Source organism: Psychroserpens sp. SPM9 (genome assembly GCF_025153525.1).
Classification (GTDB): Bacteria; Bacteroidota; Bacteroidia; order Flavobacteriales; family Flavobacteriaceae; genus Psychroserpens.
Map to the genome: position 1 here is coordinate 88,571 of NZ_JANZNR010000002.1, position 16,402 is coordinate 104,972.

11 protein-coding genes and 1 tRNA gene are annotated in these 16,402 nt (G+C 35.8%); 5 read left to right on the forward strand and 7 right to left on the reverse strand.

The genetic code is table 11. From position 1 onward, the window contains the following. Positions 1-22 precede the first annotated feature (22 nt). The gene (locus tag N4270_RS04275) at positions 23-1,315 is read right to left on the reverse strand and encodes a cytochrome c3 family protein (protein ID WP_260096125.1); all 1,293 of its coding nucleotides are present in this window, start codon (positions 1,313-1,315) and stop codon (positions 23-25) included. A 244-nt stretch (positions 1,316-1,559) separates the two neighbouring features. Here N4270_RS04275 and N4270_RS04280 point away from each other — a divergent pair, with 244 nt between their 5' ends. Continuing rightward, positions 1,560-1,940 carry an SPOR domain-containing protein gene (locus tag N4270_RS04280; protein WP_260095663.1) on the forward strand — a complete coding sequence of 127 codons (381 nt, stop codon included), beginning with the start codon at positions 1,560-1,562 and terminating at the stop codon, positions 1,938-1,940. A 65-nt stretch (positions 1,941-2,005) separates the two neighbouring features. On the opposite strand, the gene infB is transcribed toward N4270_RS04280, so the two are convergent. From infB to rimP, 3 genes are read right to left on the reverse strand one after another with little or no spacing between them, the layout of a single operon-like run. Further along, positions 2,006-4,729 (reverse strand): translation initiation factor IF-2, encoded by a 2,724-nt coding sequence (gene infB, locus N4270_RS04285; RefSeq protein WP_260095665.1) that lies wholly within the window; start codon positions 4,727-4,729, stop codon positions 2,006-2,008. A 46-nt stretch (positions 4,730-4,775) separates the two neighbouring features. After that, positions 4,776-6,008 (reverse strand): transcription termination factor NusA, encoded by a 1,233-nt coding sequence (gene nusA / locus N4270_RS04290; protein WP_260095667.1) that lies wholly within the window; start codon positions 6,006-6,008, stop codon positions 4,776-4,778. 12 nt (positions 6,009-6,020) lie between these two features. Next, the gene (gene rimP, locus N4270_RS04295) at positions 6,021-6,485 is read right to left on the reverse strand and encodes a ribosome assembly cofactor RimP (RefSeq protein WP_260095669.1); all 465 of its coding nucleotides are present in this window, start codon (positions 6,483-6,485) and stop codon (positions 6,021-6,023) included. A 156-nt stretch (positions 6,486-6,641) separates the two neighbouring features. Between rimP and N4270_RS04300 the strand changes: the two genes are divergently transcribed. After that, entirely contained in the window at positions 6,642-7,466 is an 825-nt protein-coding gene (locus N4270_RS04300; RefSeq protein WP_260095670.1) for a universal stress protein, read from the forward strand. A 54-nt stretch (positions 7,467-7,520) separates the two neighbouring features. Here the strand turns inward: N4270_RS04300 and N4270_RS04305 are convergent. Next, positions 7,521-7,593: transfer RNA gene (locus tag N4270_RS04305), tRNA-Gln, on the reverse strand. A gap of 150 nt (positions 7,594-7,743) precedes the next feature. On the opposite strand from N4270_RS04305, the gene N4270_RS04310 reads away from it, so the two are divergent. Together N4270_RS04310 and N4270_RS04315 are read left to right on the forward strand one after the other, a co-directional pair. Continuing rightward, positions 7,744-11,100 (forward strand): DUF2723 domain-containing protein, encoded by a 3,357-nt coding sequence (locus N4270_RS04310; RefSeq protein ID WP_260095672.1) that lies wholly within the window; start codon positions 7,744-7,746, stop codon positions 11,098-11,100. Positions 11,101-11,108: 8 nt separating this feature from the next. Next, entirely contained in the window at positions 11,109-11,750 is a 642-nt protein-coding gene (locus tag N4270_RS04315) for a polysaccharide deacetylase family protein (RefSeq protein ID WP_260095674.1), read from the forward strand. A 12-nt stretch (positions 11,751-11,762) separates the two neighbouring features. Here N4270_RS04315 and N4270_RS04320 read toward each other — a convergent pair whose 3' ends face one another. After that, positions 11,763-12,059 (reverse strand): co-chaperone YbbN, encoded by a 297-nt coding sequence (locus N4270_RS04320; RefSeq protein WP_047548241.1) that lies wholly within the window; start codon positions 12,057-12,059, stop codon positions 11,763-11,765. 54 nt (positions 12,060-12,113) lie between these two features. Then, positions 12,114-13,340: a metallophosphoesterase gene (locus N4270_RS04325; protein WP_260095678.1), complete on the reverse strand. Its 1,227-nt coding sequence runs from the start codon at positions 13,338-13,340 to the stop codon at positions 12,114-12,116. A 111-nt stretch (positions 13,341-13,451) separates the two neighbouring features. Here N4270_RS04325 and N4270_RS04330 point away from each other — a divergent pair, with 111 nt between their 5' ends. Next, a complete protein-coding gene (locus tag N4270_RS04330; protein WP_260095680.1) occupies positions 13,452-16,400 on the forward strand; it encodes a GH92 family glycosyl hydrolase in 2,949 nt (982 codons plus the stop codon). Positions 16,401-16,402 lie beyond the last annotated feature (2 nt).

The following is a 16,402-nucleotide window of genomic DNA, read 5'->3' on the forward strand; positions in this document are numbered from 1 at the left end:
GAATTACTTCTTATTAAATTTATTAATAGTGACACTTACCACATTCTAATCCGCCCATTTGAGCAGCCGTAAGTTTATCTACACCATATTTCTTAGACAATTGCTCATGTATTTTTGTGTAATACGCATTATCTTCAACCTTAACATTGGTATCTCTATGACAATTGATACACCATCCCATTGTTAAAGGTGCAAACTGATACACTTCTTCCATTGTTTCAACTGGTCCATGACATGTTTGACATTGCACACCTGCAACCTCAACGTGTTGTGAGTGGTTGAAGTAAGCAAAATCTGGAAGATTATGAATTCTCACCCATTTAACTGGCTGTGATTCTCCAGTATACTTTTGATCGGCATCACTCCATCCCGCAGCAGCATATAATTTCTGAATTTCTCCATCATAAAATGCCTTATCATACTTCGCCGTAGTTTCTCCTTTATATTCATAAATTGACTTGTGGCAATTCATACATACATTTAATGACGGAATACCAGATGTTTTACTAACTCTTGCTGAAGAGTGACAGTACTTACAATCAATACCATTATCTCCTGCGTGAATTTTATGCGAGAAGTGAATTGGCTGTACAGGTTGATATCCTTGATCAACACCTATTTGAGATAGGTAACCATAGACAAAATATGCACTAGCTAATAAGAAAAAGATAGCTGTAACCAAAACCAAGAACTGGTTTTGAGCAAAGGCTTTCCAGATTGGAAGGCTTTTGTCTTTAGCAGCAGCTTCAATACCTTTTTCTTGTGCAAAGCGATTTAATGTTTGTCTTACTAAAACTAAAGCAATTGCCAATAAGGCAAATAATACTGCTAAAGCACCTAAGATTAATTTGTTTGAGATTCCACCTTCAACTGGAGTAACAGGTCCAACAGTAGTAGTGCCACCTCCACCATTATCTTCTGGAATAGGCTGAGCCGTATAAGCTAAAATATCTGAGATATCTTGATCTTCTAATTGCGGGAACGCTGTCATAGCTGTTCCATTGTACTCATTAAAAATCTGGTTTGCATAAGCATCACCAGCCTTAACCATTCCTGCACTGTTTCTAATCCATGCACTAAGCCAAGCTCTATCTAAACCATGTTCTTCATCCAGACGCGCTTCTACATTACGTAGCGCAGGTCCAGTCATTTTCTTATCTAATTGGTGACAAGACGCACAATTGGTGTTGAATAAAGTTTTTCCTTTTGCAGGATCGCCTTCTTGGGCTGTAAGTGAAGTGGAAAACGTAAGTAAAATAACCAATCCTATGTAAGGAATCTTTGAGGCTAGTTGACGGTAAATCACCTGTATCATATTGTTAGTTGAATTATCTTCTAAACTTTGGTATGATTTTTTCATTATTGCTATTGAAAAAAACGTTTGTAAAATCTCATGCAAAAATAATACTTATAGACCATTTTAGAAATGTTACAGAACTGTTAATTGATAATTTATAAGGATTCTAAATAATATTTATGTGCTGAAAATAGTTATTATTTTTAACTATTGAAACAACACATTAAAAAAATCGTTTTCTTTGTACTAAATTTCAAAATATATGAAAGCATCTACATTAAAAAACTCGTTGTTTTTACTGGCATTATTAGCCATTGCTAATCCGTTATTCGCACAGGATGGTGTGGTCACAATTGATCAGGATCAAGACATCTCAAAACTTTTAGAGTATAAAAAAGATGTAAAAACTGTTGATTTATACAAAATACAATTAGACTTTGGTTCGCGTTCTGAAGCCATGGCATTAGAACAAAAATTTAAAAACACCTTTTCGCAATGGCCAACTGATGTGGTTTATGAAACGCCTAACTATAAAGTTTGGGTTGGTAATTTTAGCACCCGTTTAGAAGCGGATATTGCACTTTTAAAAATTAAAAAGAAATTTTCAAAAGCTATGGTTTTTGAACCTAAAAAGGACAACTAAAAATAGTATGCTATTAAAATAAAAAAAGCGACTCAATGAGTCGCTTTTTTTTGGGGTCCTAATTATTATTTAAGTTTCTTTTTCACTTCAACTTCTTGGAATGCTTCTAGAACATCATCGACCTGAATGTCGTTATAGTTTTTAAGTTGCATACCACAATCGTAACCTTTAGCGACTTCTTTCACATCATCTTTAAAACGTTTTAATGATGTTAATTCTCCAGTATGAATAACCACACCATCTCTAATAAGTCGAATGCCTGAGTTTCTATAAATTTTTCCGTTGGTTACCATACATCCTGCAATAGTTCCAATTTTAGAAATTTTAAAGGTTTCTCTAATTTCAGCGGTTCCTGTAATCTCTTCTTTAAGCTCTGGAGATAACATTCCTTCCATCGCATCTTTAAGATCATTAATCGCATCATAGATAATGGAGTATGTTCTGATGTCAATTTCTTCATTATCAGCAATTTGACGTGCATTACCCATAGGTCGCACATTAAATCCGATAATAATCGCATCAGATGCCGTTGCTAACAGCACATCACTTTCGGTAATGGCTCCAACACCTTTATGAATGATATTGACTTGGATTTCTTCCGTAGATAATTTCTGAAACGAATCTGTTAAAGCTTCAACAGATCCATCCACATCACCTTTAAGAATGATATTTAATTCTTGGAAATCACCAAGTGCAATACGACGTCCAATTTCATCAAGTGTAATATGACGTTGTGTTCTTACAGATTGCTCGCGTTGTAACTGGGTACGTTTGGCTGCAATTTGCTTCGCTTCACGTTCGTCTTCAAAGACGTTAAATTTGTCACCTGCCTGCGGCGCACCATCTAATCCTAAGATGGAAACTGGTGTTGATGGTCCGGCAGCTTTCACTTCTTTTCCACGCTCATCATGCATCGCTTTAACCTTACCACTGTTTTTACCAGCAAGGACATAATCTCCTACTTTTAATGTTCCGGCTTGTACTAAAATAGTCGACACATATCCACGACCTTTGTCGAGAAATGCTTCTACTACTGTTCCTGATGCCAATTTATTTGGATTTGCTTTCAGCTCTAATAATTCGGCTTCAAGCAATACTTTTTCCAGTAATTCTTTTACTCCTGTTCCATTTTTAGCTGAAATATCATGAGATTGAATTTTCCCACCCCAATCTTCAACTAGTAAATTCATATTGGCTAATCCTTCTTTTACTTTTTCAGGATTTGCTCCAGGTTTATCAATTTTATTGATTGCAAAAACGATTGGCACTTCGGCAGCTTGTGCGTGTGCAATGGCTTCTTTTGTTTGAGGCATTATGGCATCATCGGCAGCGATTACAATAATTGCTAAATCGGTTACCTGCGCACCACGAGCACGCATTGCTGTAAAGGCCTCGTGACCTGGTGTATCTAAGAATGCTATTTTTTGTCCGTTATCCAACTGAACTCCATAAGCTCCAATATGCTGTGTGATTCCACCAGACTCTCCAGCGATTACATTTTCTTTACGAATATAATCCAGTAAAGATGTTTTACCGTGATCAACGTGACCCATAACCGTAATGATTGGCGCACGACTGACTAAATCTTCTGGTTTATCTTCAACTTCTTCAATTGATTCTTCAATATCAGCAGTAATAAAATCAACTTTGTAACCAAACTCATCAGCAACAACCGATAAAGTTTCGGCATCTAATCGTTGGTTCATAGTAACCATCATACCAAGCGACATACAGGCTGATATAATTTCGGTTACAGACACATTCATCATCGTAGCAACTTCGTTTGCTGTTACAAACTCGGTAACTTTAAGAATTTTGCTTTCAGCTGCTTCGATTTTTTGATCGATTTCGGTCTGCTCTCTATGTTGTTCTCTTTTCTCTCTACGGTATTTCGCCCCTTTCCCTTTAGAGGACTTTCCTTGAAGTTTCTCTAAAGTTTCACGTACTTGCTTTTGTACTTCTTCTGCACTTGGTTCTTCTTTTACAGTAGAACCTCGCTTACCTTGGTTTTTACCTTTGTAGCCACCACGTTGGTTACCACCTCTGTTATTAGATCTATTATCGCCACCTGTTGAAGGTCCTTTACTAATACGACGACGTTTTTTCTTGTTATCATCAGTACTCGCTTTTTTCTCTTCTTTCTTCTTTTTAGGCTTATTGAATTTTGACAAGTCAATTTTATCACCAGCAATTTTTGGACCTGATAGCTTTTTATATTGTGTTTTAAGCGTTTCCTCTACAGGCTCGCTTTCTGGTTCATTTTCAGGCTCGGCTTCTTTTTTAGGCGCTTCTTTGGCTTTAGGCTTTTTAGCTTCAGGCGCTTTAGGTTTGTCAGCCTTTGGTTCTGGCTCTACTTCCTTTTTTGGCGCTTCTTTGGCTTCGGGAGTTGCTTCAGCTTTTGGTGCTTCAACAGCTTCTTCCTTTACCTTTTCCTCTTCCTTTTTCTCTAAGTCGATTTTTCCAACTTGCTTAGGACCACTTAATTCTGCCTTAGCTTTAACAACTTCACGAGCTTTAGCTTCTTTTTGAGCCTTTTCTTCCAATTCACGCTCGCGTTGTTCACGTAACTCTTCCTTTTCTTTTAGCTTTGCTTCGCTAACTTCTAATGAAGCTACTTTTTTACTAGCGTCAGTTTGAAATTCGTTGGAAAGAATTGCATAAACCTCTTCTGATATTTTTGTATTAGGGCTCTTCTCTATCTCGACACCTTTTGATTCTAAAAAATCAACAGCACGATCTATAGAGATGTTAAGTTCCCTTAATACTTTATTTAATCTAGTTTGAGCCATAAATTGCTTATAATATACTTAAAAATCTTTTATACCTTATTAGGTATTAGTCTTCAAATTCTTCTTTAAGAATTCTAATGACATCTAATATTGTTTCTTCTTCTAAATCTGTACGTTTAACAAGATCTTCAACATCTTGTTCTAAAATACTTTTAGCCGTATCTAATCCTACTTTACTGAATTCTTCAATAATCCAGCCTTCAATTTCATCGGTAAATTCGCTAAGTTCTACATCTTCTTCAGCACCTTCTCTAAACACGTCAATTTCATAACCTGTTAATTTTCCTGCCAATCTAATATTATGACCGCCTCTACCAATAGCTTTAGATACTTCTTCTGGTTTTAATAAAACCTCAGCACGTTTATTTTCTTCATCTAATTTAATAGACGTTACACGCGCAGGACTTAATGCTCTTGTGATAAATAATTGAAGGTTATTGGTGTAATTAATAACATCAATATTTTCGTTTCCTAATTCGCGAACAATCCCGTGAATTCTGGATCCTTTCATACCCACACAAGCACCAACTGGGTCAATTCTATCATCGTAAGAATCTACAGCAACTTTTGCTTTTTCACCTGGAATTCTGACCACATTTTTAATGGTAATTAAGCCATCAAATACTTCCGGAATTTCTTGCTCAAACAATTTCTCTAAAAAAGCAGGTGCCGTTCTAGACATGATAATTGCAGGCTTGTTACCTTTTAATTCAACACTTTCGATGATACCTCTAACATTTTCACCTTTTCTAAAAAAATCGGAGGGGATTTGCTTATCCTTAGGAAGGATAATTTCATTCCCTTCATCATCTAATAAAATGATTGCTCTATGGCGAATATGATGAACTTCGGCTGAATAAATCTCTCCTTCAAGATCTTTAAACTGCTTGTAAATATTAGTATTGTCGTGCTCGTGAATCTTAGAAATTAAATTTTGACGTAATGCTAAAATCGAACGACGTCCTAAATCTACTAATTTCACTTCTTCAGCAACATCTTCACCAACTTCAAAATCGGGCTCTATTTTTTGAGCTTCGCTTAATGCAATTTCCTGATTTGGTTCTTCAACTTCACCATCAGCAACAACAATTCTATTTCTCCAAATTTCTAAATCGCCTTTGTCTGGGTTAATAATGATATCAAAATTATCGTCATCCCCATATTTCTTCTTTAATGCATTTCTTAATACATCTTCTAAAATCGCCATTAGCGTTACACGATCGATTAATTTTTCGTCTTTAAATTCTGAAAACGAATCAATTAATGCAATATTTTCCATAACTATTATGAATTAAAATTTTATTACAACTTGAGCTTTTGAAATCGTATCATAGGCGATTTCTGCTTGCTTCTTTACGGTTACTTTTCCTTTACCAACAGGTTTAGGCTCTCTTGTTTTCCACTCTAACTGAATCGTATCTTGATTCGCTTGGGTAAGCGTTCCTTCGATAGTTTCACTGGTTGTCGTCTTAACATTTAATGTGCGTCCTACATTTTTTTTATACTGTCTTTTATTTACCAAAGGTGCTGTTGCTCCTGCCGATAAAACTTCTAAAGAAAAATCTTGTTCTTCTCTATCTAAATTATGTTCAATAGCTCTGCTAATAAACATGCAATCTTCTACCAATACACCATTATCCCCATCTATGATGACTTTTATGGTATTATCTGATAATACTTCAAAATCAATCAAAAAGAGGTCTTCACGTTGCTGCAACGCTTCATCTAATAATTTTTGAACAGTATTCTTGAACATTTCTAAGTATAAAAAGAGCGGACTTTCCGTCCGCTCATTATTCTTTTTTCTTCAAACAACGCTGCAAATATACAACATTTTAATTGATTTCTACAAATGCGTTTACTTTCGATTTTTATTATTAAATTTATATACAAGAATTTAAACCAATTCCTCATGAAAAAAATACTCGTTCCCACAGATTTTTCTAAAGAAGCCGAAAGTGCATTGAAAGTTGCTTCGCAAATCGCTAAAAAGCATGGTAGTGAAATTTATCTGCTGCATATGTTAGAAATTCCGATGCAGGAATTAGATGCTGTTAGCAGTCATGCCGATGTACCAGAAGTAATGTTTTTTATGAAAATGGCACATCAAAAGTTTAAAGATATTATGGATAGTGACTACTTAAAAGGAATTACCGTTCATGAAATCGTAAAACCTGATGGTACATTTAATGGCATCTCTGAAATTAGTAAGGAACATGGTATTACCATGATAACCATGGGGTCACATGGTGCCAGTGGTTTAAAAGAAATGTTTATTGGTTCTAATGCCGAAAAGGTGGTGCGTTCTTCTGATGTTCCTGTGTTAGTGATCAAAAACGATCATGAAGATTTTAGTGTTGATGATATTGTTTTTGCTTCAGATTTTAAAAACGATAATAAAGAAACCTATCGTCAGGCAACCGAATTAGCGACGGCATTTGGAGCGCAAATACACCTCTTAATGGTTAATACAGCTAGCAATTTTACAACGACCGAAAAAGCTAACCAGCGTATCAATGCCTTTATTGAGGACTATAGCTTTAAGAATTTTACGGTTAACATCTATAATGATGAATCTATTGAAAAAGGCATCCTTAATTTCTCTAAACTTATAGATGCTGATCTTATTGGAATAAGTACGCATGGCCGACAAGGCATCTCTCATTTCTTCAACGGAAGCATTAGTGAAGACCTTGTTAATCACGCAAAAAGACCTGTGATTACTTTTAAAATCTAAAACGGTTAAACCCATAAAAGAAAAAGTCTTCCTGAAAACAGGAAGACTTTTTTGTTGGCCCACTAGGGATCGAACCTAGACTCTTTGGTACCAAAAACCAATGTGTTGCCAATTACACCATAGGCCAATCTCTTAAAGAGGGTGCAAATTTAGTACAAAGTTTTATTTGTACAAATAATTTTTTATAAAAAAATTAAAAAATGGTAACGTTTACTTAAAATCTGTAGCGCTTTACATATTTATTGTTAAATTCGCTCGCATATAAATAGACTGTTTTATGACACATTTCAACTTCAAGAAATGGAATACCATTTTAGGATGGTTGGCTTTTACCATAGCTTTAATCACTTATGCTTTAACCATTGAACCTACGGTAAGCTTTTGGGATGCTGGAGAATACATCTTGACCTCATCAAAATTACAAGTTGGTCACCCACCAGGCGCTCCTTTATTTCAAATGCTGGGTGCTTTTTTCTCAATGTTTGCTATTGAGCCTGCACAAATTGGAGCGATGCTTAATATGATGAGTGCTGTTTCTAGCGCTTTTACAATATTATTTATGTTTTGGACCATAAGTATGCTCATGGTGAAACTGGCAGCTATTTCTAACAAAACCGATAAAACCACTGAAAACAATTCAAAAACAGTCTTAACAAAAAATCAGTATATAGCCATTTTAGGAAGTGCTTTAGTGGGAAGTTTAGCCTTTACGTTTACCGATTCGTTTTGGTTTAATGCTGTAGAAACCGAAGTATACGCCATGGCTACCTTAATTATGGCCATTCTTTTTTACTTAGGCTTGCGTTGGGAACAAGATATGCATGAACCTCGCGGTCACAGATGGCTCATCTTAATCGCTTTTGTTATTGGTTTATCCTTTGGTGTTCATTTTATGGGACTCTTAACGATTCCCGCTTTAGGACTTATCTATTACTTTAAAAACTACAAAACGATTACTGTAGTCAATTTCATTCTTGCTAATGTGATTGCTGCAGCGATATTATTATTTATTTTCAAATTATTATTGCCAAATGCCCTGCGTTTATTTAGTGCTTCTGAAATTTTCTTTGTCAATACCATTGGGCTTCCGTTTAATTCAGGATCAATCATCGCCGGAATTTTGGTTATCGCTGCGTTTTATTTCGGATTAAAATACACCAGAGATAAAGGTTATAAATATGCCAATACATTAACCCTTTGCCTTATTTTTATATTTATTGGGTTCTCATCATGGGTCATGTTACCTATTCGCGCCAATGCAAACGTAATTATTAACGAAAACAATCCTTCAAGTGCGCGCGAGCTTTTAGCTTATTATAACTTAGAACAATATCCCGAAACTCACTTGTTTTACGGACCTTTATTTACCGATCAATACACAGGATTAGATGAAAACAATCCGTATGTTGATGACAAGCCTAAGTATGAGAAAGATTATGAGAAAGGCGAATATGTAATTGTAAATAAATGGAAAAATGCCAAGCAAAATTATAACTCCAGCCAAGCTTCTATTCTCCCTAGAATGTGGAGTTTTGAGCATGCCGAAAATTATATGATGTTTACAGGCTTACTCGACTTTAAAATCAAGCCGCAATATCAAATGGAAAATCAGGTACGCGCCATTGTTAATGATTTTAGAAATGAAGTCGCTCAGGGTAATGTCGATTACGAAGATTATAATGCCTTTTTGAAAAAGTTTGGTCGTGACTTTTTAGATATTGAAAAACCATCGTTTGGAGACAACCTCTATTATATGATAGATTACCAGTTAGGCTATATGTATTGGCGCTATTTTATGTGGAATTTCTCAGGAAGACAAGATGACATCCAAGGTAGGTATGATGATTTACACGGCAATTGGATTAGCGGTATCGATGCGATAGACCAATGGCATTTAGGAGCCTCTCAAGAGAATCTTCCTAGTGATGTTAAAAACAATAAAGCAAGAAACACCTATTATATGTTACCGCTTATTTTAGGTATTATTGGCTTTTTATTTGTGCTTTCAAGAGATCCGAAACGATTTTGGGTCTTATTAGTGTTTTTCCTGTTTACAGGATTAGCAATTCAATTTTACACCAATGTTCGACCTTTTGAGCCTCGAGAAAGAGATTACTCGGTTGTTGGTTCCTTTTATGTGTTTGCAATATGGATTGGTTTTGGTGTGTATGCGATTTATGATTTTCTGCGGAAATTTACCAGCAGTAAATTTTTAGCTCCAGCAATTACAGTCGTTTGTTTGGTCTTAGTTCCAGGAATTCTTGCTGCTGAAAATTGGGATGACCACGACCGTTCTGAAAAATACACAGCTCAGGCTATGGCCAGACACTATTTAGAATCTTGCGCACCAAATGCTATTTTATTTACTATTGGTGACAACGATAGTTTTCCGCTTTGGTATCTACAAGAAATTGAAGGTGTAAGAACCGATGTTCGCGTTGTTAATACGAGTTTATTTCAAACCGACTGGTATATTGATCAGATGAAACGTAAAGCTTACGAAAGTGACCCTATTCCATCACAATTAACTCATGAACAATACCGTTTCGGAACACGAGATTATATCATGAAATACGAGCTCATTGAAGACACCTTAATGATTAAGGATTTTATGGATTTTATTTCTAGTGATGATCCAAAATACAGCCTTAAATACGGTTTACAACGTCGAGGCGAAGACACTTCGGTTTATCCTGATCAATTACTTAATTCTAACTATTTACCAACAAGTAATGTTAGAATTCCGGTTAATAAAGCCGCTGTATTAGAAAATGGTGTTGTTAAACCTAAAGATGCCGATAAAATAGAACCTTATATTGATATTCGTATTACCGCTGGTGGATTATACAAAAATCGCTTGTTGATGTTAGACATCATTGCCAATAATGATTGGAAACGTCCAATTTATTTTACAGGTGGTGCTTTTAGTGATGAGGATTATATCTGGATGAAAGATTATTTACAACTCGACGGACTTTGTTACAAACTCGTGCCGATAAAAACACCTGTAGATAAAGCCAATCCTTTTGATATGGGACGTGTTGATTCTGAATTGATGTACGAAAAAGTGATGTCCTGGGATTGGGGAAATAGTGGTAGCAATACTATTTATCACGATGTTGAAACTCGCAAAAACGGAATCACTTACAGAGGAAACCTTGCCAGACTTCTGGAACAATTAATCAATGAAGAAAAGTATGATAAGGCTGAAAAAGTAGCAGACCTTGCCATGGAAAAAATGCCTGTGAATAAATTTGGTTTCTACACCCTTTTAGAACCTTATATAAGCGGGTATTACGAAATAGACAAAAAAGATAAAGCCAGAAAACTCTATACCGATGTCGCTAGAAAATACCAAGAAAACTTGACGTATTGGAGCGGACTCACTATAGACAATCAAACGCGATATCTGGACGAAATTGTCACAGACATTGAACGCTACAGAAGCCTTGTTGATTTGCTGGTTATTTATAACGATAAAGAGTTTGCAATGCAGGAAACCGAAAAATTCAACAACTATCTTAAACTCTTTAAACATTTCACCGGTGAGGAAGATGTCGACGCTACACCTCCAAGAGAAGATAGAGATATGCCTAAAGACACGATTGATAGTATTCTAGGAATTCAAGATTAGTTATTTCAATGAAAATAACACCTGTTAAAACACCATTAGTTGCTAAAAAGATGTTCCCAAACTATGTTTGGGACATCCCGACAACTAAAAAGGAATTGTTTTTAACCTTTGATGATGGTCCTACACCAGAAATCACACAATGGACCTTAGACACCCTTAAACAATACAATGCCAAAGCAACTTTTTTTTGTATTGGATCTAATATAGAGGCGCATCCTGATATTTTTAATGCTATTTTAAAAGATGGGAATAGCATTGGCAATCATACCCATCAGCACATTAAAGGATGGTCAACAAAAACTAAGGATTACCTAAATAATGTCCTACAAGCCCAAGAGGTGATTACCAAACAAACTAACTCAAAAAGGGCTGGGCTTTTTCGTCCTCCTTATGGGCAAATAAAACCAAAGCAAGGCAAAGAGTTAATTGCGTTAGGCTACAAAATTATTATGTGGGATGTGCTCTCTTTTGATTGGGAACAAACGCTTACTGAAGACAACTGTTTAGAAAATGTACTTTCTAAAAGCAAGCCTGGTAGCATCATCGTGTTTCACGATAGTATAAAAGCGTCTAAAAATATGATGTATGCGCTTCCAAAAGTATTGGAAACATTTAGCAATAAAGGTTATGTGTTTAAGTCTTTAACTTAACACTAATTTTGATTACAGATATTCTTGAACAATACCAATAAGCGTATTGGCGTCTTGTTCGCCACTATGTCGCCATTTCATTTCTCCGTTTTTATAAATAATAAGAGTAGGAAGCCCTTTAACTCGCAACGCTTCAGCTAGTTCCTTATTTTTATCAACGTCAATTTTAATGACTTTTGCTTTGTCACCTAATGCAGCAGCTACATCTCTCATAACAGGATGCATGGCGGTAGATTGCTCATTCCATTCTGTAAAAAAATCTAACAGAACAGGAATATCTACATCAATAAGTTCCCCAAATTTTGACATACGTTTAAACTTTTGAATCAAATATGTGTATACAAATATAACATTTCCACGCTATTAAGCATTATTTGTACCCTTTTTAAGTGTAATTACGGTTACTTCGGGCCAAATCCCGACACGTCCAGGATAGCCTAAATACCCAAATCCTCGGTTGACATTTATGTACTGCCCCAATTCTTCATAAATACCTGCCCAACGCTTATAACGCCATTTTACTGGACTCCATTTAACCCAACCCGGAATCTCAATTCCAAATTGCATCCCATGGGTATGCCCACTTAGAGTTAAATGATAATGGTAATCATCATAAATAACGCATTCATCCCAATGGCTTGGGTCATGACTCATTAATATTTTAAAATCATGAGCGTCTATGTGCTCAGTAGCCTTCCTAAGATCGCCTGCTTTTTTAAATCCGCCTTTCCCCCAATTCTCTACACCAACAATAGCGATTCGTTCTCCGTTTTTTTCAATAAATCGGCTTTCATTCAGTAATACATTATAACCCATTTCCTTTTGAATCTTTATAAGATCGTTAAGGTTACGTTGCTTGTCTTCCTCAGATTCCCAATCGACATAATCGCCATAATCATGGTTTCCTAAAACCGAAAACACACCATCTTTAGCTTTTAAGGTTCCGAAGAGATCCTTCCATGGTAACATTTCAGAAGCTTTATTATTCACCATATCACCAGTAAACATAATCACATCTGATTTTTGTTGATTGATAAGATTTACACCATATTCAATTTTTTTGCGATTATCAAAACTTCCGGAATGAATATCACTAATCTGCGTGATGCGATAGCCATCAAAAGCCTCTGGCAAATCTTCAAAATGTAGCGTATAATCTAAAACTCGAAAACGATATTTTCCTTTATACATTCCGTAGAGTAAAGATGTAAACGGAATGGCAGCCAAACCTAATGCCACTTGGCTAATAAATTTGCGTCGTGAAGGCATGTAAAAAGATTCTTTGGTGACTAACTTATCATACAAACCAATAACGCTTCTAACAATATCTTCTCCTAAAAGGATTGGTACGATGACTAGGTTTAAAGACATGAAAGCCAATAAAAACCCAAAAGAATAACTTTTAATTGGCGTTAATACACGTCCTTCGGTTCCTATAGAAAACTGATAAATAAAATTTCCAGCGACCACCAATGCAATCAGAATAAACAAAATATGTATCCAACCCGCTTTAGTAACTGTCTTAATTGCTTGATAACCGTAAATTGAAATAAGAGAATAGATTAAAATAAATATAATCCAACGCACCATAGATGAAGTTTTTCCAAAGATAAGGTATTTTAAAAAGGAAGTATGTTGCCAAAATATATTTAACGATACCTTAAGATTTAGTATCTTTCATTCGATTTATAACAGCCTTCTATGAAATCCATATTTTATTTTGCTTTAACAACTTTATTTCTAATAAGTTGCAAAACAGAATCACCAATAGAAATTGCAAAAAAAGACCAACCACTAATCAATTACGTCAACCCTTTTATAGGAACTGGTGGTCATGGTCATACCTATCCTGGTGCTACAATGCCGTTTGGAATGATGCAACTGAGTCCTGATACGCGATTAGACGGCTGGGATGGTTGCTCTGGTTACCATTATAGTGACGAATTTATCTACGGATTTTCGCATACTCACCTTAGCGGAACAGGTGTTAGTGATTATGGCGATATTCTTTTAATGCCTACAAATACTGTTAATTTTAACAACGGAAGCGATGGCAAATCAGGCTATCGTGCACATTTTTCTCATGACAATGAGATTGCGCAACCAGGCTACTATAAAGTACATTTGGACTCTACAAATATCGACGTAGAATTAACCGTTTCTAAACGTAGTGGTATCCATAAATACGAATTCCCTCCTGAAAGCAAACAGTTTATCATTCTCGATTTAGAACATCGAGACCAGTTGTTAGATTATAAAATTCAGAAAATTAACGATTCAACGATTACTGGATACAGACATTCAAAAGCTTGGGCAACCGATCAGCGCTTATTCTACACGCTCCAATTTTCAAAACCTATAAAAGCCATTACTTATGAAGAAAACGGAACTGCTGTCTCTAAAAACTACAAATACCAGAGTAAAAAAGCGGCTATAGAGTTTGACAATGCTACTAACGAAACTGTGTATGTCAAAGTTGCTATTTCGGCAGTTGACGAAGCTGGAGCCTCCAACAATCTTAAATCAGAACTTGATAAAAAATCATTTGATCAAATTAAAAAGGAAGCTCAAGATGCCTGGGAAATACAATTAGATAAAATTATAATCGAGTCTGCTAATACCGATTATAAAACCAATTTTTACACCGCTTTGTACCACAGCATGTTGGCGCCTAATCTCTATCAGGATGTTGATGGACGCTATCGTGGTATGGATTTAAAAATCCATGAAGCTAATGCCTTTGAGTACTATACCGTTTTCTCTCTTTGGGATACCTATCGTGCTACTCATCCGCTTTACACCATTATTGAGCAAGACAGAACAAACGATTTTATCAATACATTTTTAGCAAAGTATGATGAAGGCGGCATTATGCCTATTTGGGATTTAAGTGCCAATTATACAGGTTGTATGATTGGTTATCATGCGGTTCCGGTAATTTCTGATGCCTATTTAAAAGGGATTAGAAATTATGATACTGATAAGGCCTTTGAAGCGATGAAGCATTCGGCGACTAGAGATCAACTCGGACTCAAGTCTTACAAAACATTTGGGTTTATTCCTGTCGAAGAAGAAAGTGAATCGGTTTCTAAAACGCTCGAATATGCTTATGATGATTGGACGATTGCTCAAATGGCAAAAGCTATGGGAAAAACAGATGATTATAAAACCTATACCGAAAGAGCACAATACTATAAAAACATCTATGACCCAGAAAGCAAATTTATGCGTGGACGCTTTAGAAACACCTGGTTTTCACCTTTTGATCCTTATGAAGTAAATTTCAACTATACTGAAGCCAACTCCTGGCAATACAGTTTTTATGTCCCTCAAGATATTTCTGGTTTTATGAAGGCTTTAGGCGGAAAAGACAAACTCGAAAATCAGCTCGACAAACTATTCACAGCTGAAGCTCAGACTTCTGGCCGAAACCAAGCCGATATTACAGGGTTAATTGGACAATATGCTCACGGAAATGAACCAAGTCACCATATGGCTTACCTCTATAACTTCGTTGGAAAACCACATAAAACTCAAGAGAAAGTATACCAGATTCTGACCGAATTGTACACTAATGAACCTGATGGAATTTCGGGCAATGAAGACTGCGGACAAATGAGTGCTTGGTATGTGTTTTCTTCTATGGGATTTTATCCCGTAACGCCTGGTTCGAATCAATATATCATAGGTACACCTTTATTTGATAAAGCCACCATTAATTTAGAAAACGGCAAGCAATTTACCATACAAGCTCATAACTTGAGTGCAACCAATAAATACATCGAATATGTATATCTCAATGGTGAAAAATTAGACCGAAGTTATCTCACACATGAGGAACTTGTGAATGGTGGCACTCTAGAATTTCATATGAATGACAATCCTGCTGTTTGGGGAAGCCTTGAACATCAATATCCAAAAACAGAAATCAATGAGCATCTCATTGTTTCTGCGCCTTTTATAGCGCAAGGAGATGTGGCTTTTAAAGGCGAAACGGAAGTGGTTTTACAATGCATCGATGAAGAGGCTTCTATTTATTACAGCTTGAATGGTGAGGATTTCATAAGCTATGAAAATGCATTTAAAATTTCTAAGCCAACGACATTGCAAGTGTATTCAGAAAAAAACAATACGAAAAGTGCAACGATTGAAACTAAATTCTATAAAATCGATCCAAACCTTTCTATAGAACTCGAGACAGCATATGCCAATCAATATAATGCTGGAGGTAATGATGCCTTAATTGATGGCATTTTAGGAACTCAAGATTTTAGAACTGGTACATGGCAAGGTTATCATGATGAAGATTTGATCGCCACAGTCGATTTGGGGCGTTTGAAGTCAGTAAATATGGTGTTCATCAACTTTTTACAAGACCAAGGTGCTTGGATTTTTTATCCGACTCAAGTCGAATGCTTTGGCTCTGTAGATGGTGTGAATTTTGAACCAATTGACAGTAAAAAAATAATTGATACTGCTAAACGATCAGAAGATATAGAAATTAAAAAAGTGTACTTTAAACAACCTTCTAAAAAATTTCAGTTTATAAAAATCGTCGCAAAAAAAATGGGCGAATTACCAGAATGGCATTTAGGGTATCCTCATGATGGACGAAGCTGGATTTTTGCTGACGAAATATCAATTAAATAATT

What these genes read in the sequence shown, in the direction of transcription:
- N4270_RS04330 (WP_260095680.1), top strand. Translation starts at nt 13,452, where the DNA reads ATGAAATCCATATTTTATTTTGCTTTAACAACTTTATTTCTAATAAGT.
- infB (WP_260095665.1), bottom strand. Translation starts at nt 4,729, where the DNA reads ATGGCTCAAACTAGATTAAATAAAGTATTAAGGGAACTTAACATCTCT.
- N4270_RS04325 (WP_260095678.1), bottom strand. Translation starts at nt 13,340, where the DNA reads ATGGTGCGTTGGATTATATTTATTTTAATCTATTCTCTTATTTCAATT.
- N4270_RS04300 (WP_260095670.1), top strand. Translation starts at nt 6,642, where the DNA reads ATGAAAAAAATACTCGTTCCCACAGATTTTTCTAAAGAAGCCGAAAGT.
- nusA (WP_260095667.1), bottom strand. Translation starts at nt 6,008, where the DNA reads ATGGAAAATATTGCATTAATTGATTCGTTTTCAGAATTTAAAGACGAA.
- N4270_RS04315 (WP_260095674.1), top strand. Translation starts at nt 11,109, where the DNA reads ATGAAAATAACACCTGTTAAAACACCATTAGTTGCTAAAAAGATGTTC.
- N4270_RS04275 (WP_260096125.1), bottom strand. Translation starts at nt 1,315, where the DNA reads ATGATACAGGTGATTTACCGTCAACTAGCCTCAAAGATTCCTTACATA.
- N4270_RS04310 (WP_260095672.1), top strand. Translation starts at nt 7,744, where the DNA reads ATGACACATTTCAACTTCAAGAAATGGAATACCATTTTAGGATGGTTG.
- N4270_RS04280 (WP_260095663.1), top strand. Translation starts at nt 1,560, where the DNA reads ATGAAAGCATCTACATTAAAAAACTCGTTGTTTTTACTGGCATTATTA.
- N4270_RS04320 (WP_047548241.1), bottom strand. Translation starts at nt 12,059, where the DNA reads ATGTCAAAATTTGGGGAACTTATTGATGTAGATATTCCTGTTCTGTTA.
- rimP (WP_260095669.1), bottom strand. Translation starts at nt 6,485, where the DNA reads ATGTTCAAGAATACTGTTCAAAAATTATTAGATGAAGCGTTGCAGCAA.